This window comes from Leptolyngbya sp. NK1-12, assembly GCF_032598965.1.
In the GTDB taxonomy this organism is placed as follows: domain Bacteria; phylum Cyanobacteriota; class Cyanobacteriia; order Elainellales; family Elainellaceae; genus Elainella.
The window spans coordinates 2,814,536-2,838,249 of the sequence record NZ_CP053586.1; the positions used below are offsets into that span (position 1 = coordinate 2,814,536).

Sequence of the window (23,714 nt, forward strand, 5' to 3'; positions counted from 1 at the left end):
ATGCGCATCTATCTTGCTGGGCCAGATGTGTTTTTGCCGGAACCATTGAAAATTGCTCGCGCCAAACAGGAAATTTGTCAAGCCTACGGATTTGTGGGTTTGTTCCCATTTGATGCCAACCTGGATCTGTCTAATCTATCGCCCTTTGAAATGGGGATTGCGATCTATACCAGCAACATTGAACTGATGGATAGCTGTGATTTGATCATTGCTAACATGACGCCATTTCGGGGTCCCAGTATGGATGTGGGTACCGCTTTCGAGATGGGCTATATGGCAGCCCAGGGCAAGCCAGTGTTTGGGTACACCAATGATGAACGGCTTTACACCCAGCGAGTCACAGTTAGTACTCCCGGATGGGATGCGAATGGCATGTCAATTGAATCGTTTGAGATGGCAGATAATCTCATGTTAGAAGGAGCAATTTTCACAAGCGGCGGTGTACTGACGCGTGAACAAATCAGCTCCGAGTTTTATTACACTGAGTTGAAAGTTTTTGAGACAACAGTACAATCGGCGGCAGAGCGTTTGTTGTATTGATGAGTTGTGTTGATTGATAGGTCTCATGGTTACTCCGAAGGTCAAAATTGTTCTCGATACTGATCCAGGCGGCGACGATTCCTTTGCGTTTCTGTGGTTACAAAGCTTGGCTAAGCAGGGATTGGCCGAAATTATGGCAGTCACGGCAGTAGATGGTAACGTTCACGCTAACTACACGTTTGCGGCTGCCTGCAAATTACTGCAACTCGGTGGATTTCCAGCAGTAGAGGTGGGACGCGGCGTTATTGGTGGCTCCGCTAAAGACGATGTGGAAGATGCAGGTGCGATTCATGGCGCAGATGGGATGGGTAATTTATCGAATACATTGCCAGCGCCTCATCAGGACTATGAAACGGCGCGCTATTCTGACGATGTGTTGATTGAGCAATTGCATGCAGCTCCAGGAGAAATTACCCTTGTAGCGATTGGCCCGCTCACCAATTTGGCAGCAGCGGAGCGAAAATCTCCAGGTGTTCTCAACCTTGCTAAAGAAATTGTGATCATGGGCGGTGCATTCTTGCATCCTGGCAATATTACACCGGAAGCCGAATTCAATATTGCCTACGACCCAGAAGCGGCTCAGCTTGTGTTTAAATCCTCTACGCGGCTGGTAGTGATTCCACTCGATGTAACCCGGCGGCTGATCTTCACGCCCGAAATGGCTCAGCAAATTAGCGCCGTGAATCCTGATAGTTCAATTGCCAAATTTATCATGGCACTCTGTCAATTTATGGTGGGAACGGCGATGGCATTTCGTGAAACTGGTGGTAGGCCAGGATTCTTAGTACACGATGCGGCAACGCTGGCCTATCTGTTTCATCCAGAGACGCTATTGTTTCGACGAGCACAAGTTGAAATCGAAACCAGCGGTGAATGGACACGCGGCAAAACCGTAATCGATCGCCGCCACTCTGCTAAACCCGATGCTAACGCTTGGGTTGCCCTGGATGTAGATGAGGTGAACCTGCTGGCGGTGATGGTGGAGGATTTGAAGCGGTTAGTGCAGGACGGTTGAGGTGAATAGGTGAGGTGAATAGGTGAGGTGAATAGGTGAGGTAAACAATGGCTTGATAACCTTTTCAGTAGCCTGCTGTGACTTTACGGATAGCTCGTGTGGCTTTAATAAAGTTAGGGCAACCCGTAGGAATAATTTCTTGAACTTTCAGTGAAGTTGAAAAAAAGTATTCTGGATTTGAAACGAAGTTTGCTACTTTACACGAAGTAACACTATGAACTTCCTCTGAGGCATAGTACGAGTTTTCGCTCTAACGTAGGTATTGCTATTTATTTAATGTTCAGTTTGAGATAAACCGAATGCAGGTGCATCTATCTTTGCAATCGCCTTTCGTATAGCCTGGAAAGGCAGCTTGAAAAGTGTACAATGAGCTTTCGACCATCAGAATTCGACCACCAGAATATGCGCTCTTACACGTTCTAGTTCCTAGTTCGAACTGTTTCTGGAGCCGTGTGACTCCTGTTTCTTGACGCGATATGTTGACGGAATTAGGTACCCAGCATTAACAGAGACAAAGCAGGTATTAATTATGCGAATTCTAGGTATTTTGCGGTTGTTCACAACTACCTTATTCAGTTGCCTTGGCATCGCTGATGTTGTCCAAGCGGGAACAGAATGCGGAATTGCCGCCTATTATGATCAGGGTGATCTGACTGCCAATGGCGAAGATTTTGACCCCAGTCAACTAACTGCGGCTCACCCCTGGTTGCCGTTTAACTCCTGGGTTACTGTAGTAGATCAACACACAGGTATTTCGGTAAAAGTACGGATTAACGACCGGGGTCCTTGGGACGGGGAACGAATTTTAGATATGACTCCAGCTACTATCAACGTGATCGATCCTCATCGGACTTCCGATCTGCGCCATGTTTGTATCCACTGGTGAGGTTGGTGAGGTCGTGGTGTCTTTCCCAATCCGCCTTTCCCAATCAATTCCTACACAACAGCAGTTTCTGTGGTGTCTAGAGGCTGATGCAGTTGCTGTAACTCATCCACAACTCTAGCTTTGCTAGCGAGTAAGTGGCTCTGGATGGCTTCTACTGCTGCTGCCGAGTGTCGTTGGGCGATAGCTTGATAGATTTGCCGGTGTTCAATGCGAATTTCTAGTACCTTGGGATTATGGCGGGTGGTCTGCACTCGCAGTAGCATCATTTTGTCAAATACCTGATCGAGCAGCGTCACCAGCCAGCGGTTTCCCGAACTTTCGGCAATCAAGCGATGAAACCCATAGTCGAGGTCGAGTAGATCCATCACCTTCAGGACTGGGGTTTGCTCTTGGACCAGTTGCTCAGCCTGCAAAACGTAGCCTTCGAGCTGCTGTAATTGTACCGAGTCGGCGTGTAGACACGCTTCAGCCACAGCCAGTTCTTCTAACGCCAATCGGCAATCATAAAGCTGGGCGGCATCGACGGCAGAAATGGTAGTGACTTGCAATCCTCCCAACCCATCGGCAGTGACCAAGCCGTCTTTTTGCAACTGCCGAATTGCTTCCCGGATCGGAGTGCGGCTGACCTGCAAGCGCTGGGCCAACTGAGTTTCGACTAAACGTTCCCCTGGGGGCAGATCACCGGATAGAATGCTAGCCCGCAATGCCTGATACGTTTGCTCATGCAGTGATTTGCTCCGCTGAATTGGCACTATCCCTGGGGTCATGCTTCTCCTCACTTAGCCGACATAGCGACATTCTAGAAGTTTTGCGGCGTTTTGCGGCTAGGGGGCAGCCGTCTCCTACTAATCAGTCTCCTACTAATCATAAGTTGTACAGGAATGGCCTGGATGAGGCTGATGTTTCCCCGCTCACGGTAATTTAACATTTATTACGAACTGGGAAAACTTGGGTAAAAGGCGTCAGGTAGGCGATGATTGACTGGAAAGCTACCTTTAATTCATTAGCTTGAAATTGATTGGTGTGAAAGAATTGGTGTGAAATTAGCAGATTTAATTACACCCGAAATGCCGGCTGGAACGGCGCTGTTTCTTCAGTGGGATGGGTATCATGTTTTTTCGATTCCCCAACGTGAGTTGGTGCGTGCGGATGATCGGGTCCGCTTTTTTGGGGTGGGCGGTAAGCGACAGGCCCAGGAATCGCTGATCGAGTGTGCTTTGCGAGAGAGCACCGAAGAAATTGGCGCAGTGGTTTCCCATCTAGAAAGCGCGACCCAAACCTACTTTCTGGCTGCCGATGGTAGCCTCAAAACCATTGATCTGGCCGATGAAATCCGACCTCGCTTGATTCTGGAAAAGCGGCAGCACTCTTCCCAGAGCAGCATGGCTCAGGATGCACCCTACTATCTAGTGGCATTTAATGCGCGCTTGTCAGGCAAACCCGTGCCGAGTAACGAAATTGCTGGGATTCTCTACCTCACTGATGTCCACCTTTCGCTGATTCGCCGCTGGAGTGGCCTGACGATGGCTGATATGCTGAGCCAAGGTGCCCAGATTGACGTTCAGCCTCATCAGGCCATCCACCAGTCCAGGATTCTAATTCCCCACGGCACGGCCAAATTTTTGATTCAGCAACTGCCAGCCTAGTTCATCCCACTTCTTCGTTCAGCCAGATTTCATTGCTGCCGTGATGGATGGTTTTCACCCACTTCAAGCGCTTGGGACGAACAGCCATTCGAGCCGTGGTGCTAGCCATTACAGGCAGCCAGTGCAGCATATACACCGTGCCAAAGACACTATTTGACAGGCCAGATGACCAGCTAGAAACGCGCATCAGCCGTCGTTTTGTCGGTTTGTGGCTTTGGGTCTCTGTGGTTCGCCGCATGCCTCGGATCATGCCAACGAAGGCAAACGCTGTTGCCAAGCTAGTGACCGGCATCAGCATCGGCGGACAGTTGCGCACCATCGCCATCAGAAAATCAGGTACCGCCGCCGTCGGCAGCACATACTGCGTGATCAAGAACATGAACAGATCGACTGTCTTGGTCGTACCCAGACGATTTTGGGCAATTAGCCGCCAGTAGTCGAGGTAGCGCTGGTAGCCGCCCTCGGCCCAGCGATTGCGTTGATGCCAAAGGCCAATCGCGTTGGTGACTCCCTCCTCGCCCACGGCAGGCAGCATCAGAAAATCAATGTCCCAGCGGTCGAGGTGCAGCCGCAGCGTCAGGTCAAGGTCGTCAGTAATGGTTTCCTCATTCCAGCCACCGCAGCGTTCTAGAGCCGTTCGCCGTACAAACTGACCGTTTCCCCGCAGTTCACCGATGCCACCAATCGCAATCCGCTGTTGCTGCACATAGCTGTCGAAGGCCATCTCGATCGCTTGCCCTTTGGTCCAGCCGTTGCTGAGAGCGTTAGAAATCGCCTTGCGCACCTGTACTGCGCCCACCTGCTCGCGCTCAAACAGGGGTAGCACCCGCCGCAGCAGATCCTGGGGGACCTTGGCATCAGCATCGAATACGGCAATAATATCGGCCTTGGTGCGCGACCAGACCTGATTCAGCGCCCCAGACTTACCGCCTCCCGCATTGGGCAGCCGCCGCACGACATGCAGATTGTCATATTCGCAGGCTAGCTTGTCCAGAACGAGCGGAGTATGGTCAGTGCTGTTGTCGTCGATCACCCAGAGATCATAGCGATTGCTGGGATAGTCGAGGCTGCAGAGGTCCCGGACTAGGGAACCAATCACCGCTTCTTCGTTCTTGGCGGCTACCAGAATTGACACATAGGGATAATCGGCCAGATTGTCGCTAGTGAGCGGTGCCGGCACAGGGATCGGACGAGCCAGCAGCACCCGTAGGGCGTGAATCCCCATCATGGTCGTCAAAACAATGACCAGCCACGATCCGTAGGTAGATAGGTGGAGTGCAATTGTGCCACTCCAGATCATGGTTAACGCAACGGCAGCCTTGCGGCGGCGTCCGGCAAAACCAAAGCTGAATCGGTCTTTGTCGATTTCAGAATCTAACTCGGGCGTGGCCAGGTCAGACAGATCAGACAAATCAGACAGGAGTGAGCTGATTGGCTCGCCGTAGGAATCGTTTTCTTGCCAGGAATTCCCCTGCATAGGTCATTTGATTGAGGAACCAGTACTTGTCTACACCTTTGAAGAAACTGGGGATGAGGTAACACCACACCGTACAGCCTTCACACACTGAAAGTTTGCCCTGCGATTGGCGATAAGCCTCCACCTGCTCGGATTCACGATAGAGTTCGTACAACCGACCCTCGATCGGAATGCCGGCTTGGGCGAAATGATAACAGGGCAATAGCAGTTCATCGTGGGGCGAAATGGCGATCACCGCATCCACTGCCTTACAGCGAGGATTGTTGGTGTCATTTCCCCCCGCTGCGATAAACGCTAGGGCAGCCCTATTGTAACCAACATTGTCATATTGCTTGGCGGTTGCTTCGATAGCGGCGGCAATCTCGGGTGTGGGGTTCTTCTTGCTGTTGTAGTTGCTGTGGGCCGTAAAGGCTGGATTCAGCCAAACCCGCACGCCCAACCGTGCTCCCAGAGCTGCGACTTCGCTAATCCGCTCGTAGTTTTGGGCCGTCACCGTATGGTTGAGTACCGGAAACTCGCCCAGCGATAGGGCCAGCTTCACCGAGTCCACCAGCGTATCGAAAATTTTGACGCCACGAGACTGGTCGTGAGTATCGGCATCGGGGCCATCCAACGAAAAATTGAGGAAATCCACTAGCCCTTGGATTTCTTTGGCCTTTTTGGGGTAGAGAATCGTGTTGGTCGTCATGCTGGTGACGAAGCCCTGCTGCTTTGCTTCAGCATAGATTTCGGCTACATCTGCACGCAGCAGTGGCTCTCCGCCAGTAAAGTCTACATACTTGACCCCCAGCCGTCTCAAATCGCGTAGGTTGTGCTGAATGGTTGCAAAGCTAGCCTCCTGCTTTGGCTCCAAGGCCCAGATATCGCAGAAGTGGCAGCGGGCATTACAGCGGTAGGTCAGATAGTAATTGGCAACGAGGGGCGGCATAGTCCTCCAGGTCTCCCAGGTAGATTAAGAACGAGACAATGAAAACCTTTCTGTAGGTGCGCAAATGTGCGCTTCGGGAAAAGGGCGGTGATGTGAAATCTCCTTCAAGGAGGTTGCAATTAGTTTACCAATGGAAATGGTACTTTATGAAGCAAATCTAAAGAAGCAGATCGAAAAACTGGCTCAGCTCTCTTTAGAAAGGGCGATGTCTAGCCTAGCTGGATATTGCAGACTATGGACAGGCTATAACCAAAACCGATGGCTCTGGGCGATTGCACCGTAGGGTGTAGAGCCGAGAGCTGCCGAATTCAAGCGCAATCCAGGTTTCGGGCGCAAGAATTGCAGATTATTGAATTAAAAAATATCGAAGATAAGTTTCCCTCTATGGCGGCTCGTGTTTCGATTGTGATCCCAACCTTGAATGAAGCGTCTGTTTTAGAGCGAACGCTGCGCTGTTTACATTCTCTCACGCCACCTGCTTGGGAGATTTTGGTGGTGGACGGCGGCAGTCAGGACGAAACCGTTACGATTGCTAAGACTGCCGATGTAGTTATTGTTACCAGTCCAGCCGGGCGAGCTGTTCAAATGAATCGGGGTGCAGAGGCCGCAACTGGGGATATTCTCTGCTTTGTACATGCCGATACGCTAGTGCCAGACGATTTGGTCACAGTCATCAAACAAACGCTGACCGATCCGAAGATCATCTGCGGTGGCTTTATCTCCCTCATGACCGGCGACCAAACCACGCGCTGGGGCATTTCGCTGCACAACTTTCTCAAAACCTACTACGCTCCCCTCTTATTTCGCCCCCATCGGTTTTTCCGGGGCCTGCGGCTATTGTTTGGCGACCAGGTGATGTTTTGTCGGCGGCAGGATTTTTGGCGCTGCGGCGGTTTTGATCCTGCTATACCGATTATGGAAGAGGCGGATCTATGCCTGAAGCTGAGTCGCTACGGTCAGATTCGGCAGGTAAATCGGGTTGTGCAGTCCTCAGACCGGCGGGTGGCGAAATGGGGTGCTTGGAAAGCTACCGGCATCTACACGGCAATTGGCGTGCTTTGGGGAATTGGAGTTCCCGCCCCTATCCTAAAGCGGTTTTATGAAGAGGTGCGTTGATTGAGCGCCCAGTCGTAGCTTAAATAGCGAATCGGCGTGGTGGCACTGAGCTGAACCGGGAATGCTAAATATTTTTGAACATACTGTGGAATTGAGTGGGAATGCTGAATAAAATCCTGCTGATACCACTGAAAGATCTTGCTGCAATACAGGACTGGTGGCTGATAGCGTACCTTTTGGGGATTGTTGATGAATCGCTGGGCATCTTCCTCTAGCTGGGCCTGCACCTGATCGGGCTGGTAAGCTTGATTCCGCAATAGCGGGCACCCTACTGCTGCACACACCAGGGCGAAATGAATGCGTGGGTCACGAAACTCAGGCCGAATGATCTGATGCTCGATCTGGTTCAACGTGTAAGAATGCCCACCCATTTGGTAAACCGGTTGTTGAAAAAATTGCAGAAAGGCAACCCAATTGGGAATGCCAAGAAATGTGGGCCGAATCGAACGGATGGGATACATCTCCAGGATCTGATCGATCACTAGCGCATTGTAGAGGTTTAACCAAAGCGCCAAGCGCAGATTTGGCTCGGATGCGTGGTTTAATTTCAGTTGGGCTATCTGATGCAGCCAATCTTTGAGCAACTGAGCTGAGGATTGCCAAGTTTGATAATCGACTCGGCCCTGAGCATCGACATACTGACGCAGCATCTGGTCCCATGGTACAAATTCAAGCATTGGTATTTCCCCCATACTCCATCAAAAACCGTTCAGTTGTTTGCTCGTGCACTACAAACCCCTGCCGTCGATAAAACTGATAGGCCGGATTTACGGCTAGTACTCGCAACCGTAGGGGCAACTGACGCTGCTTTGCTTCCGCGATCAACTGCTGCACAAGAAATGTGCCAATTCCCTGCCGCTGAAACTGAGGTAATAAGTAGAGCTTTGTTAATTGTAGATGAGTGGGATGACGTTCTATCGCTAAACAGCCAATATCTTGACCATCAAGTTGAATGATCTGGTGAGTGGACGGATCGATGGAGTCGTAGATGAGTGCCCGCTGATGATTGTCATCCCAACATCCCCAAGTCAACTCTACATAGGCTTGCATCGTTATTTTTGTCACGGCATAAATGAATTCAAAATCAGCTTCTAAAATGGAACGCAGAGTAATATTCATTTTGAAGTTGTATATTTTGAAGTTGTATATTTTGAATTGTATATACTGAAGCATGTTTAGCTCTCATCAGCAAGACAGGAGCAGAGAGCAATCCCCTCTCCTGTCGCCCTTTCAATCGATTCGTGCCTCAATTGGTGGAGCGATTAGCGTTCTAACACCGTCATGAATTTGCCTTTGGCGAAGGGAGCCGGAATGATTGGTGTAAACCGGACTCGGTCGGTGGCAATCCGCTTGACGTAGAACTCGTTGATCTGGTGCAGCACTTGATCTCGAGTGCCGATAATCCAGATTTGCGATTTCTCATCATCGAACAGGTTCAGCTCTTCGTTTAGTTCAGTAGTCATCGTTGGATAGCCTCGCTTGTTGAATTTCGAGAAGAAATCGCTCAAGGAATTGATGCCCTGACTACGGTTTGCATCAAGCGAAGCTATGACTAATTGCACTGAGCTACAGTACAATCAACACAGCCTTGCTCTCTGGTACCAACAGAGAGTCAGGTGAGCTGGTCCTTGCGTGCTGGTAACACCTTGGATCAGCGCCCCGGTTAGCCTTGAGCGGGCAGCCTAGCCTTCTTCCGGAGCTGAGAAGCACTAGTATCGCAAAGCATAAACCAATCCCTACAGAAACACAAGCGTGAGATTGTAATTGTTAACAATAAATGAATATAAATGAACGTTGCTTGCAGTAAAACCCTTCGCTCAGCTCAACCCACCGCTGCACAGCTGCCGGCTACAACCTCAACCCACTGCTTTCCTACAAAACGCTACGCGAACACAGAAGCAATCTACCAAACTCGCCCCTCACCGCTCGGCTGATTTTTCTGGCCCCATGGGGGCAGTGCGCTCGCGTCGAAGCCCCTCCCCCCCACCCCTATCCAAGCCCGGTCGGCATGAGGATAGTTGCGTTCTAGGGCGAATGGCAAGTAGACCGAACCATAGCCCTGCTGTAAATCTCGCTGGTGGGTTTGCCTGACCTGCTGTAGATGCAGCTGCAACGGTTCGAGTAAGCGAGCGGGGAGCATGGTAATTTGACTCTGATTCCCTTTGACATCGCGGACCACAATCTGACGCTGAGCAAAAGCTAAATCCTTGAATGGTCGTGCTCTTGAGGACTATAGAGATCCTCTCGATCTGCGACCGCTTAGCCCTATCGGTTAAACCCGACAGCGCAACGGAACCCGACTCCAGCTCAAGCTGAGATGGACATGCCTCACAAAACAGAATTTATCATTTGTGATTAGTCCATTTAACGGCGAATCCAATAAAGATAGCGTTCCTCAGTGCGAAAGGAATAGTGCTTCAGTCGAATGACATCGCGAACCTGATCCAACAACTGCTTTGGGCGAGCGTTCATCATCAACACAAAGAGCAGTGGTTCATATGTGCTAAATAATACCTTTCGAGCCTCAGTATTGATGATGCAGATTTGCTGAAGGTGACGGGCGAATTTCCTTAGATGAGAGTACTATGCAGAGTAACATCTATCTAACACCCCATAGAAGAGTGTTATGCAGAATACCGTCTGTCTAACGCCTCGAAGCGGGGCAATAAGCAGATTCATCTCTGTCTAATTTGCTGTTTGGGCAATTGAGGCAGACAAAGTTCAGTCTAATGTCTTGTACAAGATGATTAGCCCGATCGAGATCTGTCTAACACGTCTCATTTAGGTAGTTAGACTGAATGGAGGGAGACAGATCATTCTAATAAGTAGTTAGCATTCCACGTGCTGGCGCACCTTCAGGGTGAAAGAAATTAGATTCGTGGATGAGTATTTATGCTTACTGAAAATCTAATTTCTTAGGAGCGCCTCACTAGGGCAGGTTTGCCCTGTGCACGAATGGAAGAAACAAGTCTGTACTCGATTTATTGTAGAGACAATCCTGAGTTAGGAAACCGAGCGGTCAATAGTATCATCAAGGGTCTGATTAGGAGCGTGGTTGTGGGGCGTACTGGCAATGAGATTGGTGAAGGTGGCAAAGCCTATCCCGTTTGAGAGATTAGCTGTTCAGCCCGCCCCAACTTGGGAGGTTAATCGTAATGAGGAGCGTTATGAAAAATACCTCGTCCATCGCAAAGCGTAAGTTAGCTCAATCTCCAGCCTTGCCTGCCCAGCTGGCTCATCTTGAGCAACTCAATCTGCATGCAGCGGGAATTGATGTGGGTTCTGCTGAGCATTGGGTTTGTGTCCCTGCTGGAAGAGCCGAAGTCAATGTCCGTGCCTTTGGTTGCTTTACCCCAGACTTACAAGCGATGGCAGCATGGTTGCAGGGGTGTGGGGTGACAACAGTCGCAATGGAATCAACAGGAGTCTACTGGATTCCAGTCTTTCAGATTCTGGAGTCCAGCGGGTTGGAGGTCAAACTGGTGAATGCACACCATCTCAAAACGGTGCCTGGACGTAAGAGCGATGTGCTTGATTGTCAATGGCTCCAGAAATTGCACACCTATGGTCTGTTAGCTGGCTCATTCCGTCCTGAGGAGCAAGTATGTGTGCTGCGAAGCTATGTACGTCAACGAGAACGACTGATTCAAAGTGCGGCTGTGCATATTCAACGGATGCAACATGCCTTGATTCAGATGAATCTGCATCTGCACAAGGTGATTAGCGACATTACTGGCTTAACGGGGATGTCCATCATTCGAGCAATTGTTGCAGGAGAGCATGACCCTCAAACCTTAGCTGCCCTCAAGCACTCGCGTATCCGCAGTAGCCATGACGAAATTGCCAAAGCGCTCAGCGGTAATTATCGAGCAGAATTGGTGTTTGTTTTGCAACAGGAGTTAACGCTTTACGATCTGCATCAACAGCAGATTGCTGCTTGTGATGAGCAGATCGAGCAGTGCCTGTTGAAGTTTGATGCAAAAACTGAGCAAGCACCACCAGAGGCAAAGAACAAGCGGCGTAAGACCACTCAAAATGCTCCTGCCTTTGATTTGCGTGGGCAGCTATATCGAATCAGCGGCATCGATTTTACTCAGATTCCTGGGCTTGATGCGTTGAGCGTCCAGACGATTCTCTCTGAGGTGGGCTTAGAGTCCAATCGCTTTGCCAGTGTCAAACACTTTTGTTCCTGGTTGGGATTATGTCCTGGGACGCGCATTACTGGGGGAAAGTCGCTGAGTTCTCAGACACGAGTAGTGGTGAATCGAGCAGCGAATGCTTTTCGTTTAGCGGCTCAAGCTGTTAGCCATAGTCGCTCAGCCTTAGGGGCATTTTATCGACGCCTGCGGTCTCGTTTAGGCGCACCTAAGGCAATCACAGCAACGGCTCACAAGATTGCTCGTCTGTTCTACAAGCTATGGTCTGAGGGCGGAACCTATGCTGACCCTGGAGAAAACTATTATGAGCAGCAATACCGGGAACGCCTGGTTAAACACCTGAAGAAAACAGCTCAGTCTCTCGGTTTTGAAGTTGTGCCCCACTCCTCCACTGAAAGTGTTTCTTGAGAGCCTGCTCATCAGCCTTTTCCTCTAGATGTGCCAAATCCCTGTAGTTGAGCTATGATCTGCCTAATATAGCTACAGCAGTCCACAAGTATGGTAATTTCGCTCAACAGTTTCATAGAAAAAGCTGATTTGCTTACACAAACAGAAATTGACAAAGTTAGGCTGCTAGCGTTTTATCACCACAATCATCAGGAAGATTTTGAATTTTCAGTGGATTTGGTATGCGATTGGTTTGAGAAGTTAGGCTTACATAAGCCAAACAAGTCTCAATTAAAGCAGAGTTTGAGCAAGTCTCGATCTTTTGTAAAAGGTAGAGAGCAAGAGTCTTTTCGGCTTCATGTTAATGAGTTAAAGTCTCTAAGAAGAGAACACTCATTTATGGAGGAGAAGAGTGAGGAGATTGAAGCAACAGATACAATTTTGCCAGCTTCACTTTATGAGAAAACTCGCGGCTATATAGAGTCTCTGTCAAAGCAGATCAATGCTTCATGTGAAAATAATATTTTTGATGGTTGTGCAGTTTTAATGCGAAGGCTATTAGAAATTTGTCTAATTCATTCCTGCGAACATCAAAGCATAGATGCTGAAATAAGAGATTCTAACGGCAGCTATAAAATGCTTTCTGGCATAGTTTCAAATGCGATCAATAATCTAAAACTATCATTGTCTAGAAATACAAAATCCTGCTTAGAAGACTTTCGAGCAATCGGAAATTTTTCTGCTCATAAAATTTATTACAATGCGAGAAGGTCAGATATTCAGAAGGTGATATTGGAATATAGAGCAGTTATAGAGGAGCTACTGTACAAAAATGGAATTAAGAAGTGAAGATGTAGAAATGAATAAGCCAGCAAAAGCTAGGATTAACTTTAAGAAAGGTGAAGTCGAGCTGGAAGGTTCAGAACAATTTGTTGAAGGTCAGCTTGCCAACATAGATGCCATTGCTGATTACATAGCATTATTGTCAACAAATAACTCACTGGATGAAGAGAGTATTGTTGAACAGGAGGAAATTGCTGCTGTAGCAGAAGTGGAACAAGAAAAACTTGCATCTACAAGCGAGAGAGAACTTCAAGCTCCTAACACCTTTGGTGAATGGCTGCACAGATTTAAGGATGACATCAGTGATTTAGAAAAAGCACTTATCACAGCTTACTACGTCCAGAAACAGTCATCACAAAATGACTTCAAGACTTCGGAGGTTAACAAGTCTTTATTAGAACATGGCATCAAGTTGTCAAATCCTTCCCGCTCTTTACAAAATCTCTCTAAAAAGAAACTATTTTTTCAAACACGCAAAGATGGGAAATTGAAGTATATGAGAGTCTCTTCTGATGGTGTTAACCACCTTCAGTTATTACGGAGATGAATTTCTTTAATACATATTAATCAGAAATTATATCTACTAACTTGAGTTGGAGGATGTCAATGCTTATCACTTTAGATTTGCCCTCAGAACTGGAAGATGAACTATCTCTTGAAGCAACCCAGCTAAAGTTGCCTTTGGCAGAATATATTCTACGAGTCCTCTGGTTTCGTCCATTTCTTCAAAATCCTCCAAAAACAGGTGCAGAACTCGTTAGCTATTGGGAAAGTAGCGGAGTCATCAACTCGCGTCCCGATATCACCGATAGCCAAGAATATGCTCGCAGGTTACGTCGTGAAGCTCAAACCCGCGAGTGAACTAGGTGGCGGCATTGTATCTAGTTGATACCGATATTTTTATTGATATTCAAAGGGGCTTTACACCTGCTTTAAGTTGGTTTGCCTCTCTTCAAGAACTGCCAAGTGTTCCTGGCTTCGTTGTTATGGAGTTGATTCAGGACGCACAAAATAAGCAACAAGTTCGTAAAGCCTTGCAACTTGTCGCACCACTACCTGTAGTCTGGCCTACTGAAATTGACTGTGCGCGTGCTCTGTCGGATTTCACAGCTTACCATTTGTCACATAGGGTAGGGTTAATTGATTCTTTGATCGCCGCCTGCGCTGTAGGTCAGAGCTTTACTCTATGCACTTTCAATACTAAGCATTATCGAGTTATACCAGGGCTAAGAATGGAGCAACCATATAATCGCTAGGCACAGGCTACACTGCGTTGGTGCGGACGGTACAGAGGTTGTCGGTGAGAGTTCAAGGTTATCTGCCGCCGCTCAACTTAGCCGTGTGCGATTCGTTCATCCTAAATGGGTAGAGATACTCAGGGACGGATGGCGAGGATAGAACCTCGACAACTGAATCACCGTGAGGGTGAAAGTCCCTCTCTACAGGTGCAAGTAGTAACAGCATCACCCCTACGGTAGCGACTGGTCATCAATCCGTAAAGCGGGGAGAAAAGGCGATAAACTGGAAGCCTCATCTGGTAGCCGCCGAGCATGAATCTATGGATAGCGCAAGCGAAGCTATGTCTGAACTGTCGTGAGTTGAACCCAGCCAAATCAGGCTGACAGGCTGGAGCCAAAAGGCAAAGGATATGGGGCGGGCGTTTACGGTTGCGACCCGTATGCACTCCCACTAAACCCGGCAGAAAGTAGCGTTCTAAGGATTCGATTACGGTGATTTGGAACGAAGTAACCGCTCATTGGCTCTTTAAGCAGGTCGATGCTCAAAGTAGGTGCCAACCGCAAGCCATGAGATGGAGAGATGGTCTAAGAAGCCAATGTCCAGAGTAATATCTGGGATATGCAGACGTAGACCCGATAGTTTGGAATGAATAGGTACAACTAGCAGTTGATAAGTCTAAAGCACAGTTGATGAAACTGATGATGGAATGGAGATTTATCCCCTGGCGAAAGCTGGAGCGACGAGTCTTTAAGCTGCAAACGCGCATATTCAAAGCCTCACGTCGTGGTGATATGAAAGCAGTTCGGCGACTTCAGAAGACACTGATGCGGTCATGGTCAGGCAAGTGTCTGGCAGTGAGGCGGGTGAGTCAAGATAATCAGGGCAAGCAAACGGCAGGGGTAGATGGCATCAAATCCCTCACGCCTGATCAACGGCTAGCGCTGGTGAATCAACTGAGGCTTTCCAGGCGGGCAAAACCAACACGCCGGGTTTGGATTGCCAAACCGGGAGGTGAAGGAGAAAAACGCCCACTTGGAATTCCGACCATTGCCGACCGCGCCCTACAAGCCCTGGTGAAATTGGCGCTGGAACCGGAATGGGAGGCTCGATTCGAGCCAAACTCCTACGGGTTCCGCCCCGGACGCGGATGCCATGATGCGATTGAAGCCATTTACAATGGGATTTTCCTGAAAGCCAAATATGTGCTGGATGCGGACATTTCCCAATGCTTCGACCGCATCAATCAAGAAGCTCTGTTAGCCAAGATCAACACGTTCCCGACATTACATCGCCAGCTTAAGGCATGGCTGAAGTCAGGTGTGATGGATCAAGGACAGTGGTTTGCGACATCTGCCGGAACACCCCAAGGCGGAGTAGTTTCTCCGCTATTGGCAAACATTGCCTTACATGGCATGGAAGAACGAATCAAGCAGGCATTCCCCCGATGGGACAGCCAGCGAGGGGGGCATTGTCAAGTGCCTCATCTGATTCGTTACGCCGATGACCTGGTGGTGCTTCATGCAGACCTGACTATTGTGCAACAATGCCAACAGATGCTCTCGGAATGGCTCACGCAGATGGGGTTAACGCTGCACCCCAGCAAAACTCGAATCACTCATACCCTCCACCCGCATGAAGGGAATCTTGGATTCGACTTCCTCGGCTTCACCGTGCGACAATTTCCGGCAGGAAAATATCGCACGGCTCATGATGCCTATGGAACACCCTTGGGGTTCAAGACCTTGATCCAACCCAGCGCAACGAGCATCAAACGACACCAAGGGAAATTGAAACAGATCATCGAGCGGCATCAAGCGGCAACCCAGTCGCAATTGATTGCTGCGCTCAATCCGGTGATTATCGGATGGTCAAATTATTTCTCCACAGTGGTCAGCTCTCAAGCCTACCAACGGTTGGATCATTGGCTGTATCTTCAGTTAAAAGACTGGGCAACGCATCGTCATCCTCGTAAAAGCCAGCGTTGGATTGCCAACAAATACTGGCACATTGACCGAGGAGAAGGATGGACGTTTGCAACGGTTTCCCCAGATGGCATTCAACGCTTAGCAGTACACAATCACACCGCGATAAAGCGGCATATCAAAGTCCAAAGTACTCGCTCTCCGTTTGATGCCGATTGGCTCTACTGGAGTATCCGCATGGGGCGACATCCTCAAGTCAATGGGCGGGTAGCTTTGCTACTCAAGCGACAAAAAGGAAGCTGTCCACTCTGCCGACTGTTTTTCAAAGATAGAGATTTACTGGAAATCGACCACATCATCCCTCGCTTAAAAGGCGGTAAAGATGAATTGAACAACTTCCAACTTCTCCATCGTCATTGCCATGATGTCAAATCTGCCAACGATGGCAGATGAGGTGTAGATGACAACTACCAAGCTATTGAGGAGCCGGATGAATTGAAACAGTTCATGTCCGGTTTTGAAGACCAGCGAGGCTGTCGCCAGCCTCGTTGAGTTTAATTCGACCGCGTATGCTCAGTAATCAGAGAACCATCCAGAAAGTTAAATTATTATGTCACAGACTCTTCTGCTAAAGAAGTAGCGAACAAGGCATCCAGCAGGTGCATGCTTGTTTGGACGCGACCAATACCTATGGACAAGCCATTGCCAATGACCTGTATGAGCAAGGACATCGGGTGCGCGTCGTCACCCCTGGCCGGGTTCAAGGCTTTGCTCAAAGCGAGTTAAGCCGCACCAAACCAGATAGTGCCGATGGGGCAGCGATTGCTTGCTGCGTTGATTACGGGATAGCCAGTCAAATGTACAGTTTGATCAATCTATCCGGCTGTCCAGCTTACTGCAACTCGGCTAGTTCTAACCAGCGTTCAGTACTGGATTCAATTGTATGTTCCAATTCAGCCAACTTTTCAGTCAACGCTTGCATTGCTGTGAAGTCAGTTGGCGGGTTGCTATAAAGAGTTTTCTCCAGTTCTGTTTTCTCGGCTTCTAACTGCGGAATCTGGATTTCTAGCTGTTCCAATTCACGTTTTTCTTTGTAAGAGAGGCGACGCGGTTTGGTGGTATCTGGACTCTTGGCGGCAGGTGCGGCAGAGGCAGATTTTTGCTCAGGCTTTGACTCAGCTTTCAACTGAGATTTTGGTTCTAAAGCTTTTGTACTCTCCTCATTGGTTTCAGCGCAGTAGTCCAAGTAAACTGAATAGTTCCCTGGATACTGCCGAATCAAGCCATCGGTTTCGATGGCAAAAATTGTGTCTACGGTGCGGTCCAAAAAATAGCGGTCGTGCGACACCACAATCACACAGCCGTTGAAGTCTTCGAGATATTCTTCCAAAACCGCGAGGGTTTGCACGTCTAGATCATTCGTGGGTTCGTCTAGAATCAGGACATTGGGTGCACTCATCAACACCCGCAGTAAAAATAACCGTCGCCTTTCTCCACCAGAAAGTTTATTAATCGGCGCATACTGCTGACTGGGCGGAAACAGGAATCGCTCCAGCATTTGGGACGCGGTAATAATCGAGCCATCCGCCGTTTTGACTAGCTCGGCCACATCTTTGAGGTATTCGATTACGCGCTGATTTGGGTTGAGCAACAAATCTTCGGAATGCTGATCAAAGTAGCCAATATGAATCGTGCTGCCAATTTCTACGGTACCAGCATCTGGCTCTACTCGACCTGTGATGATATTCATCAACGTGGATTTCCCTGTACCGTTGCCGCCAATCACTCCAACTCGGTCTTCTGGGTTAAACGCATAGGTGAAATCTTTGATTAGCACTCGATCTCCATAGGCTTTACCAATACCATTCAGTTCAACCACCTTTTTGCCAATCCGCCGACCGGCAGTTGAAATATCCACCTTACCCTGGGTCTGCTTAAATTCTCGGGCCTGCATATCGCGGATGCGGTCGATTCTGGCTTTTTGCTTCGTGCTACGGGCTTTGGGACCCCGCTTCAGCCATTCCAACTCTCGTCGTAAGACACCTCGATGTTTGCGTTGGGAATTAATTTCGACTTCCTCAGCCTCGGCTTTTTTCTCTAAATAGTAGGAGTAGTTGCCGTCGTAGGTGTACAGCTCACCCCGGTCGATTTCTAGAATCCGGTTGGTGACGCGATCGAGAAAATAGCGGTCGTGGGTGATCAACAGCAGCGCCCCCCGATAGCGATTTAGGTAGCTTTGCAGCCATTCTACCGATAGGGCATCTAGATGGTTGGTCGGCTCGTCCATCAGCAGAACATCGGGTTCCGAGAGCAGTGCCGTTGCCAGGGCAATTCGTTTGCGGTAGCCGCCCGATAGCTGGCCGACCCTGGCGCTAAAATCCTCAATGCCCAGTTTAGAAAGAACTATTTTGGCCTGGGTTTCCAGTTCCCATGCGCCGGTGGCATCCATGCGATGCGTGATGCTAGACAGCCTTGCCATCAGCTGATCCGCGTTGCCCTCTCCTCGTGCCAGCCGATCGGAAATTTCTTCGTATTCGCGCACTAGCCGCATGCGTTCGCCACTGTCGGCAAAGACCTGCTCTAGCACCGTGCGGGCTTCATCCACTTCAGGTTGCTGCGGTAGGTAGACAATCCGCACACCAGAGTTGACCAAAATTTGACCGCTGTCTACTGGCTCTAGCCCAGCAATCATTTTCAGCAGGGTCGATTTACCAGAACCGTTGGTGCCAATTAGGCCAACTTTATCCGTTGCACCCAGGCTGAAGTTAGCCTGCTTGAGGATTTCCTTAATCCCAAAGTCTTTGCGAACGGATTGTAAGGTGAAGATACTCATCACTTCATCATCTGCTACAAGCTCACGCTTAGCACCTTAGCATTTACGACTGCTTTAGTGTTGCTGCTGCCCTATTCTCTACGGCACAAAATTGCCATTGCTAATGCACCGGCCACTAATCCCCAAAAGGCAGAGCCGATCCCGAATAAGGTAACACCAGAGGCAGTGACCAAAAAGGTAATCAAGGCTGGTTCCCGTTCCTGCTCATGCATCAGAGCGGTAGCTAATCCATTGCCGATTGTGCCCAACAGCGCCAATCCCGCGATTGCCAGCACCAGCTCTTTGGGAAAAGCGGCAAACACAGCCCCAACCGTTGCGCCGAACAAACCAATCAGGATATAAAACCCTCCAGCCGCCACGGCAGCAACATAGCGTTTGCTCGCATCTTCGTGGGCTTCGCGGCCCATACAAATTGCGGCAGTAATTGCAGCCAGATTTAAGGCAAAGGCTCCAAAAGGCGCTAACACGAGCGTTGCGGCTCCGGTCCAACCAATCAGAGGCGAGATCGGCACCGAGTAACCAGAGGCTCGCATCACGGCCACACCGGGTACGTTTTGGGAGGCCATTGTCACGACAAATAAAGGCAAAGCCACACCGATGATGGAGCCGAGTGAAAACTGCGGCGTGGTCCACACCGGCTGGGCGAGCTGTAACCGAATTGTGTCAACCTGGAGCAATCCTTGGAGCGCGGCAATCAGAATCCCCAACGCTAAGGCGGCCACTACAGCATAACGCGGTAAGAAACGACGCATGATTAAGTAGACGCAAAACATAGCAAACGTGAGCACAAACTGCGTTTTCATCGCCATGAATACATCCAGGCCAAAGCGCAGCAGAACACCAGCCAGCATCCCAGAGGCGATAGAAATGGGAATTCGATTGATCATCCGCTCGAACCAGCCGCTAAATCCAGCCACGATAATTAGGACGGCTGAAACTAAAAAAGCGCCAATCGCCTCTGGCATCGGCACGCCAGCCGCTGTGGTGATCAACATTGCGGCACCGGGCGTAGACCAAGCCGTAACGACCGGCACCCGATAGCGGAGAGACAAAAGAATGCAGGTCAGTCCCATGCCCAACCCCAACGCCAACATCCAAGAGCCGATCTCAACCGGCGAAGCATTCAGTGCCTGCGCCGCCTGAAACACAATTGCCGCCGAGCTGGTAAACCCAACCAATACCGTGACAAAACCGGCGATTACTGTCGAGGTAGAGATGTCACGAGAAAAACCCTTGAAGGATAACATGGACATAGGGCAAAAAAAGCTAAAGCAACAGTGTTTGAGCTGCCCTGGAATCAGGAGCGATTCCAAGCATAGGCTAGACGATTGGCTCTGTCTTGTACATTTTTGCAGTGGATTTTCCAGCCCTACTTAGTCCGGTAGTGCTAAACAAGTGAGGATGTGCCGCGCGGAGCGCGGCACATCCTCATCCCAAAACCATTACTTCTTGAGCACTACCCTTAGTCCTACTGAAATCAACTCCTTAAGTTGGATACTGCATTGAAACAAAATTTCTGTTTGCCTTCAGACATGCATTATCGATACTAATTGAATTTATACACTGGCTTTTCATAATCATGTTGCAGATATTTGTGGCTTAGCTGTTCCTTGAGTTACTTATAGTTCAAGGCGGCCACCGCCAAGCACCCCCAGCCGATCAAAAAGGCGGCTCCACCCAAAGGGGCAACGGCTCCCAGGATTTTAATTCCCGACAAGCTGAGGCCATACAAGCTGCCGCAAAACAGCACCACCCCAGCAATAAAGGCAAACCCTGCCGCCGTTAGCAGCGATTGGGCTGTCTCGGCTCGACTCAGCAACAGGGCTACTATCAGCAAGGCCAAGGCATGATACATCTGATAGCGAGCACCTGTCTCAAAAATTTCTAGTGCCCGTTCGGCTAAACGCTCCCGCAGAGCATGGGAGGCAAAGGCGCCGCCTGCAACAGATAGGCCGCCTAGAATGGCTGCAATCAGCAGAAAGATTTGTGTCATGGTTGGTCTCCGGGTTTGGTATCTGTTTGAATTTTAAAGGTGCAGATTCTCGCAGATCGAGCTATTGTGACAACTGACCCCCCACCCCCCACCCCTTATGTCTCCAGAAACGCCTTCACCCACCTTAAGCGCCATTTACATCTATCCAATCAAGTCCTGTCGCGGTTTTGCGGTCAATTCAGCCGAATTAGATAACTGGGGCTTTCGGTTTGACCGCAACTGGATGCTGGTCACGCCAAACGGACGGTTTATCACGCAACGAGATGTGCCTCAGATGGCGCTGATCGAAACAGCAATTGAGGCAGAAGCTTTGCACTTGAAGGCACCCGGTCAATCAGGGCTGGAATTACCACTTTCACCTGTGGGCGGGACTGGGATGGAGGTTGAGGTTTGGGGAGATCGCTGTCTGGCCATCGATCAAGGCGATGGGGTGGCAACCTGGTTTAGTCAGTTTTTGGGCATCGAGTGCCGATTGGTGCGGTTAGGGGAGGCATACAACCGTCCAGTCAAGCGGAGAACCACGGCTCAGGTCAGTTTCGCCGATGGTTATCCCCTGCTGTTGATCTCAGAAGCCTCGCTGGCCGATCTGAATCAGCGGTTGCCAGAGCCAATTCCGATGAATCGCTTTCGCCCCAATTTAGTCGTTTCGGGTTGCGACGCCTATGCAGAAGATACCTGGCAGCAGATTCGCATCGGGCCGGTGATGTTTGATCTGGTGAAGCCTTGCGAACGCTGTGTGATTACCACCACCGATCAGGCGACTGGCCGACGCGAGAGCAAGGAGCCGTTGAAGACCTTGGCCACCTATCGGCGCAACAAGGGCGGCGTGATTTTTGGGCAGAACGTGATCCACCGCCAGCAGGGGAAAGTGCAGATAGGCAGCAGGGTAGAGGTATTAGCAATCGCCCTAGCTTCAAGCATTAGCGTCTCCGGCGTCTGAAGCCAGCCACACCCAAACCACTGAGCAGCACACCAGCCACCACCATCTGTTTAACAAACGGGTTAGCAGTTACGTGGGGTGCATCGTAGGGCGATTGGCTGATTGCATCCAGGTCTACGCCCTGCTTGCTTACGGGCACAGACAAAATATCGCCGTGGTCGCCTGTGCCAATCTTGACGGACCATTCACCTGCTAGCCTGCGGTCAGGCTGGAACAGGAAGGTGCCGTTTTGATCGGTTTTGCCCTGAAGCCAGGGTCGGGTCGAATCGTTGGGGGCATAGATTACTACTTCAGCACCTTCAAAAACTTCGCCGGTAGAAAAGCTGGACTGGATTTCTAGCGCATCCTCTACGAGTCGATAATCGGTCAAAACGCTGTGGGCGAAGGCGGGCAGCGGACCAAGGGTTAGACTCAAGGTTAGGCTGAAACTGACTAGCAGCACCAGTAATCCGTTTACCGTCTTTTTCATTCTGAGCATGAACATTCCTCCAGTTTCGTTAAGCTGATTCTACCGAGTCCATGATTGTTCGGATTGGCTTTTGGCCGATTCGGCTCGTGTTGCCATCGCCGCCAATGCTTGCCAGTTAGTCACTTGAATCAAACCACCGCGTTTATAGGAGACAACGGGCTGCAACAGTTTGAACAGCCGCACGCATTCTTCGTAGGTGATGCCAACGCTGCGAGCGAGCTGATAATAGGACAGCTTCACGTTGAGCTGTTCGGCTTGATTAGAAGGCGTGGTACCAAACTGCATTGCATAGTAGCGAATTAAGTGAATCAACCGCACTAAGGCACGCTCGGACACTAAATCATGCACCATATTGTGCAACTGCTGCAACCGCTGATTGTAAATTTCTAGGATACGCAGGGCGACTTCCGGACGGCGGCTAATCGCTTGCAGCAAAGCATCTCGCTCGATAGTCAGCACCTCTGCTGGGCCAGTAGCCATGACCGTGGCTGGAGCAATTCCATCGCCGACTAGCGCTGGAGCCGCAAAAATTTCGCCAGCCGGCAGCACCCGAAATACGGTTTCTTTGCCGGTCTGAGCTACTCGCGTGATTTGCAAAACGCCGCTAAACACGACATAGAGCCGGGACGGCAGCGGGTCTCCGGCATGCATCACCACTTCTCCAGTCTGATAGGCATAGAGAGCCGTCGCAGCTTGCAACTGCTCTAGCTCTGCTTCCTCTAGGTCTCGCAAAACCGAAATCTGCCGAAGCTGGGCAATCGAGGCTTGCATGGTGTGTTGAATAGCTGAGGCGATGCATCTAATTGTTGAGCGCGTGCTGTTTTAACTGATCCAGCGATACATACTCTAGTGTTCTGATGTGGGTAGCGGACAAATCTACCGGCGGAGCTACGCCTGCATCGAAGGCTTCTTTCCAGCGGTTAGCGCAGAGGCACCATTTGTCACCCGGTTTAAGGCCAGGAAACCCAAACATCGGAGCTGGGGTACTCAGATCGTTGCCGCGAGATTTTGTAAAGGTCAAAAACGCCTCGGTCATCTGAGCGCAAACAACATGCACACCCCGATCATCTGCGCCGGTTTCACAGTAGCCAGTGCGGTAAAATCCAGTCATGGGAGAGGTACAGCAGGATGCCAATTCGCTGCCTAAAACGTTCATTGGTTTAGCCATTCGATAGCCTCATGGTGTTCTAAACAACAGGAGTGGATCTAGCGGGTTAGTTCTAGGTTCCGCATCCCAATTTAATAGTAGATGGAGTCCAGCCATCTTGCTATGAGTGATAGGTTTGTCGAGATTGTAGACTTTGAACCATTGTATAGAGGGTG

Annotated in this window: 26 protein-coding genes; 12 read left to right on the forward strand and 14 right to left on the reverse strand. The window is 49.8% G+C overall.

Features of this window, described 5'->3' with window-relative positions:
• The 3 genes from HJG54_RS11790 to HJG54_RS11800 all read left to right on the forward strand — a co-directional run bounded on the left by HJG54_RS11790 (nt 1) and on the right by HJG54_RS11800 (nt 2,441).
• A complete protein-coding gene (locus HJG54_RS11790; protein ID WP_316435145.1) occupies nt 1-540 on the forward strand; it encodes a nucleoside 2-deoxyribosyltransferase in 540 nt (179 codons plus the stop codon).
• 25 nt (nt 541-565) lie between these two features.
• Nucleotides 566-1,555 carry a nucleoside hydrolase gene (locus HJG54_RS11795; protein WP_316435147.1) on the forward strand — a complete coding sequence of 330 codons (990 nt, stop codon included), beginning with the start codon at nt 566-568 and terminating at the stop codon, nt 1,553-1,555.
• A gap of 529 nt (nt 1,556-2,084) precedes the next feature.
• On the forward strand, nt 2,085-2,441 hold the full coding sequence (locus HJG54_RS11800; RefSeq protein WP_051925667.1) for a septal ring lytic transglycosylase RlpA family protein: 357 nt from the start codon (nt 2,085-2,087) through the stop codon (nt 2,439-2,441).
• Between the two features lie 50 nt (nt 2,442-2,491).
• Here HJG54_RS11800 and HJG54_RS11805 read toward each other — a convergent pair whose 3' ends face one another.
• Nucleotides 2,492-3,208, reverse strand: a complete 717-nt coding sequence (locus HJG54_RS11805; RefSeq protein ID WP_316435148.1) for a GntR family transcriptional regulator — start codon at nt 3,206-3,208, stop codon at nt 2,492-2,494.
• 270 nt (nt 3,209-3,478) lie between these two features.
• Between HJG54_RS11805 and HJG54_RS11810 the strand changes: the two genes are divergently transcribed.
• Nucleotides 3,479-4,087 (forward strand): NUDIX domain-containing protein, encoded by a 609-nt coding sequence (locus HJG54_RS11810; RefSeq protein WP_316435149.1) that lies wholly within the window; start codon nt 3,479-3,481, stop codon nt 4,085-4,087.
• Nucleotide 4,088: 1 nt separating this feature from the next.
• On the opposite strand, the gene HJG54_RS11815 is transcribed toward HJG54_RS11810, so the two are convergent.
• Together HJG54_RS11815 and HJG54_RS11820 are read right to left on the reverse strand one after the other, a co-directional pair.
• Nucleotides 4,089-5,564 carry a glycosyltransferase gene (locus tag HJG54_RS11815; protein ID WP_316435150.1) on the reverse strand — a complete coding sequence of 492 codons (1,476 nt, stop codon included), beginning with the start codon at nt 5,562-5,564 and terminating at the stop codon, nt 4,089-4,091.
• Nucleotides 5,500-6,492, reverse strand: coding sequence for a radical SAM protein (locus tag HJG54_RS11820; protein ID WP_036005007.1), 993 nt, complete (start codon nt 6,490-6,492; stop codon nt 5,500-5,502). Before HJG54_RS11820 ends, HJG54_RS11815 begins: the two co-directional genes overlap by 65 nt.
• 258 nt (nt 6,493-6,750) lie before the next feature.
• Between HJG54_RS11820 and HJG54_RS11825 the strand changes: the two genes are divergently transcribed.
• Complete coding sequence (locus tag HJG54_RS11825; protein ID WP_316435152.1) at nt 6,751-7,608, forward strand: TIGR04283 family arsenosugar biosynthesis glycosyltransferase; 858 nt, start codon at nt 6,751-6,753, stop codon at nt 7,606-7,608.
• On the opposite strand, the gene HJG54_RS11830 is transcribed toward HJG54_RS11825, so the two are convergent.
• The 5 genes from HJG54_RS11830 to HJG54_RS35460 all read right to left on the reverse strand — a co-directional run bounded on the left by HJG54_RS11830 (nt 7,590) and on the right by HJG54_RS35460 (nt 10,083).
• Nucleotides 7,590-8,285 (reverse strand): DUF547 domain-containing protein, encoded by a 696-nt coding sequence (locus HJG54_RS11830; protein ID WP_316435153.1) that lies wholly within the window; start codon nt 8,283-8,285, stop codon nt 7,590-7,592. The two genes, HJG54_RS11825 and HJG54_RS11830, sit on opposite strands and share 19 nt — an antisense overlap.
• Nucleotides 8,278-8,727 carry a GNAT family N-acetyltransferase gene (locus tag HJG54_RS11835; protein WP_316435154.1) on the reverse strand — a complete coding sequence of 150 codons (450 nt, stop codon included), beginning with the start codon at nt 8,725-8,727 and terminating at the stop codon, nt 8,278-8,280. Before HJG54_RS11835 ends, HJG54_RS11830 begins: the two co-directional genes overlap by 8 nt.
• Before the next feature lie 143 nt (nt 8,728-8,870).
• A complete protein-coding gene (locus HJG54_RS11840; RefSeq protein ID WP_316435155.1) occupies nt 8,871-9,071 on the reverse strand; it encodes a hypothetical protein in 201 nt (66 codons plus the stop codon).
• A gap of 440 nt (nt 9,072-9,511) precedes the next feature.
• Complete coding sequence (locus tag HJG54_RS11845) at nt 9,512-9,748, reverse strand: hypothetical protein (protein ID WP_316435156.1); 237 nt, start codon at nt 9,746-9,748, stop codon at nt 9,512-9,514.
• A gap of 224 nt (nt 9,749-9,972) precedes the next feature.
• Entirely contained in the window at nt 9,973-10,083 is a 111-nt protein-coding gene (locus tag HJG54_RS35460; protein WP_420717369.1) for a phage integrase N-terminal SAM-like domain-containing protein, read from the reverse strand.
• 692 nt (nt 10,084-10,775) lie between these two features.
• Here HJG54_RS35460 and HJG54_RS11850 point away from each other — a divergent pair.
• The 6 genes from HJG54_RS11850 (at nt 10,776) to ltrA (ending at nt 16,609) form a co-directional block, all read left to right on the forward strand.
• On the forward strand, nt 10,776-12,173 hold the full coding sequence (locus tag HJG54_RS11850; protein WP_316431088.1) for an IS110 family transposase: 1,398 nt from the start codon (nt 10,776-10,778) through the stop codon (nt 12,171-12,173).
• Between the two features lie 90 nt (nt 12,174-12,263).
• Nucleotides 12,264-13,001, forward strand: coding sequence for a hypothetical protein (locus HJG54_RS11855; protein WP_316435158.1), 738 nt, complete (start codon nt 12,264-12,266; stop codon nt 12,999-13,001).
• The gene (locus HJG54_RS11860; protein ID WP_316435160.1) at nt 12,985-13,542 is read left to right on the forward strand and encodes a hypothetical protein; all 558 of its coding nucleotides are present in this window, start codon (nt 12,985-12,987) and stop codon (nt 13,540-13,542) included. The genes HJG54_RS11855 and HJG54_RS11860 overlap by 17 nt, the downstream gene beginning before the upstream one ends.
• Before the next feature lie 59 nt (nt 13,543-13,601).
• The gene (locus HJG54_RS11865) at nt 13,602-13,856 is read left to right on the forward strand and encodes a hypothetical protein (protein ID WP_316435161.1); all 255 of its coding nucleotides are present in this window, start codon (nt 13,602-13,604) and stop codon (nt 13,854-13,856) included.
• A 5-nt stretch (nt 13,857-13,861) separates the two neighbouring features.
• Nucleotides 13,862-14,251, forward strand: a complete 390-nt coding sequence (locus HJG54_RS11870) for a PIN domain-containing protein (RefSeq protein ID WP_316435162.1) — start codon at nt 13,862-13,864, stop codon at nt 14,249-14,251.
• A gap of 672 nt (nt 14,252-14,923) precedes the next feature.
• Nucleotides 14,924-16,609 (forward strand): group II intron reverse transcriptase/maturase, encoded by a 1,686-nt coding sequence (gene ltrA, locus HJG54_RS11875; RefSeq protein ID WP_316434700.1) that lies wholly within the window; start codon nt 14,924-14,926, stop codon nt 16,607-16,609.
• 439 nt (nt 16,610-17,048) lie between these two features.
• On the opposite strand, the gene HJG54_RS11880 is transcribed toward ltrA, so the two are convergent.
• From HJG54_RS11880 to HJG54_RS11890, 3 genes are all read right to left on the reverse strand, one after another.
• On the reverse strand, nt 17,049-18,989 hold the full coding sequence (locus tag HJG54_RS11880; protein WP_316435163.1) for an ABC-F family ATP-binding cassette domain-containing protein: 1,941 nt from the start codon (nt 18,987-18,989) through the stop codon (nt 17,049-17,051).
• A gap of 71 nt (nt 18,990-19,060) precedes the next feature.
• Complete coding sequence (locus tag HJG54_RS11885) at nt 19,061-20,242, reverse strand: benzoate/H(+) symporter BenE family transporter (protein ID WP_316435164.1); 1,182 nt, start codon at nt 20,240-20,242, stop codon at nt 19,061-19,063.
• A gap of 362 nt (nt 20,243-20,604) precedes the next feature.
• Nucleotides 20,605-20,982 carry a DUF423 domain-containing protein gene (locus HJG54_RS11890; protein ID WP_316435165.1) on the reverse strand — a complete coding sequence of 126 codons (378 nt, stop codon included), beginning with the start codon at nt 20,980-20,982 and terminating at the stop codon, nt 20,605-20,607.
• Between the two features lie 97 nt (nt 20,983-21,079).
• Here HJG54_RS11890 and HJG54_RS11895 point away from each other — a divergent pair, with 97 nt between their 5' ends.
• Nucleotides 21,080-21,922 (forward strand): MOSC domain-containing protein, encoded by an 843-nt coding sequence (locus HJG54_RS11895; protein ID WP_316435167.1) that lies wholly within the window; start codon nt 21,080-21,082, stop codon nt 21,920-21,922.
• On the opposite strand, the gene HJG54_RS11900 is transcribed toward HJG54_RS11895, so the two are convergent.
• The 3 genes from HJG54_RS11900 to HJG54_RS11910 are packed head-to-tail and all read right to left on the reverse strand — an operon-like array spanning nt 21,903 to nt 23,559.
• Complete coding sequence (locus HJG54_RS11900; protein WP_316435169.1) at nt 21,903-22,400, reverse strand: carboxypeptidase regulatory-like domain-containing protein; 498 nt, start codon at nt 22,398-22,400, stop codon at nt 21,903-21,905. The genes HJG54_RS11895 and HJG54_RS11900 overlap by 20 nt on opposite strands.
• A gap of 30 nt (nt 22,401-22,430) precedes the next feature.
• Nucleotides 22,431-23,162 carry a Crp/Fnr family transcriptional regulator gene (locus tag HJG54_RS11905; RefSeq protein WP_316435170.1) on the reverse strand — a complete coding sequence of 244 codons (732 nt, stop codon included), beginning with the start codon at nt 23,160-23,162 and terminating at the stop codon, nt 22,431-22,433.
• Nucleotides 23,163-23,190: 28 nt separating this feature from the next.
• Entirely contained in the window at nt 23,191-23,559 is a 369-nt protein-coding gene (locus tag HJG54_RS11910; protein WP_316435171.1) for a DUF2237 family protein, read from the reverse strand.
• Between the last annotated feature and the right edge of the window lie 155 nt (nt 23,560-23,714).

What these genes read in the sequence shown, in the direction of transcription:
- HJG54_RS11790 (WP_316435145.1), top strand. Translation starts at nt 1, where the DNA reads ATGCGCATCTATCTTGCTGGGCCAGATGTGTTTTTGCCGGAACCATTG.
- HJG54_RS11795 (WP_316435147.1), top strand. Translation starts at nt 566, where the DNA reads ATGGTTACTCCGAAGGTCAAAATTGTTCTCGATACTGATCCAGGCGGC.
- HJG54_RS11800 (WP_051925667.1), top strand. Translation starts at nt 2,085, where the DNA reads ATGCGAATTCTAGGTATTTTGCGGTTGTTCACAACTACCTTATTCAGT.
- HJG54_RS11805 (WP_316435148.1), bottom strand. Translation starts at nt 3,208, where the DNA reads ATGACCCCAGGGATAGTGCCAATTCAGCGGAGCAAATCACTGCATGAG.
- HJG54_RS11815 (WP_316435150.1), bottom strand. Translation starts at nt 5,564, where the DNA reads ATGCAGGGGAATTCCTGGCAAGAAAACGATTCCTACGGCGAGCCAATC.
- HJG54_RS11820 (WP_036005007.1), bottom strand. Translation starts at nt 6,492, where the DNA reads ATGCCGCCCCTCGTTGCCAATTACTATCTGACCTACCGCTGTAATGCC.
- HJG54_RS11825 (WP_316435152.1), top strand. Translation starts at nt 6,751, where the DNA reads ATGGCTCTGGGCGATTGCACCGTAGGGTGTAGAGCCGAGAGCTGCCGA.
- HJG54_RS11830 (WP_316435153.1), bottom strand. Translation starts at nt 8,285, where the DNA reads ATGCTTGAATTTGTACCATGGGACCAGATGCTGCGTCAGTATGTCGAT.
- HJG54_RS11835 (WP_316435154.1), bottom strand. Translation starts at nt 8,727, where the DNA reads ATGAATATTACTCTGCGTTCCATTTTAGAAGCTGATTTTGAATTCATT.
- HJG54_RS11840 (WP_316435155.1), bottom strand. Translation starts at nt 9,071, where the DNA reads ATGACTACTGAACTAAACGAAGAGCTGAACCTGTTCGATGATGAGAAA.
- HJG54_RS11845 (WP_316435156.1), bottom strand. Translation starts at nt 9,748, where the DNA reads ATGCTCCCCGCTCGCTTACTCGAACCGTTGCAGCTGCATCTACAGCAG.
- HJG54_RS35460 (WP_420717369.1), bottom strand. Translation starts at nt 10,083, where the DNA reads ATGATGAACGCTCGCCCAAAGCAGTTGTTGGATCAGGTTCGCGATGTC.
- HJG54_RS11850 (WP_316431088.1), top strand. Translation starts at nt 10,776, where the DNA reads ATGAAAAATACCTCGTCCATCGCAAAGCGTAAGTTAGCTCAATCTCCA.
- HJG54_RS11855 (WP_316435158.1), top strand. Translation starts at nt 12,264, where the DNA reads ATGGTAATTTCGCTCAACAGTTTCATAGAAAAAGCTGATTTGCTTACA.
- HJG54_RS11860 (WP_316435160.1), top strand. Translation starts at nt 12,985, where the DNA reads ATGGAATTAAGAAGTGAAGATGTAGAAATGAATAAGCCAGCAAAAGCT.
- HJG54_RS11865 (WP_316435161.1), top strand. Translation starts at nt 13,602, where the DNA reads ATGCTTATCACTTTAGATTTGCCCTCAGAACTGGAAGATGAACTATCT.
- ltrA (WP_316434700.1), top strand. Translation starts at nt 14,924, where the DNA reads ATGAAACTGATGATGGAATGGAGATTTATCCCCTGGCGAAAGCTGGAG.
- HJG54_RS11880 (WP_316435163.1), bottom strand. Translation starts at nt 18,989, where the DNA reads ATGAGTATCTTCACCTTACAATCCGTTCGCAAAGACTTTGGGATTAAG.
- HJG54_RS11885 (WP_316435164.1), bottom strand. Translation starts at nt 20,242, where the DNA reads ATGTCCATGTTATCCTTCAAGGGTTTTTCTCGTGACATCTCTACCTCG.
- HJG54_RS11890 (WP_316435165.1), bottom strand. Translation starts at nt 20,982, where the DNA reads ATGACACAAATCTTTCTGCTGATTGCAGCCATTCTAGGCGGCCTATCT.
- HJG54_RS11895 (WP_316435167.1), top strand. Translation starts at nt 21,080, where the DNA reads ATGTCTCCAGAAACGCCTTCACCCACCTTAAGCGCCATTTACATCTAT.
- HJG54_RS11900 (WP_316435169.1), bottom strand. Translation starts at nt 22,400, where the DNA reads ATGCTCAGAATGAAAAAGACGGTAAACGGATTACTGGTGCTGCTAGTC.
- HJG54_RS11905 (WP_316435170.1), bottom strand. Translation starts at nt 23,162, where the DNA reads ATGCAAGCCTCGATTGCCCAGCTTCGGCAGATTTCGGTTTTGCGAGAC.
- HJG54_RS11910 (WP_316435171.1), bottom strand. Translation starts at nt 23,559, where the DNA reads ATGGCTAAACCAATGAACGTTTTAGGCAGCGAATTGGCATCCTGCTGT.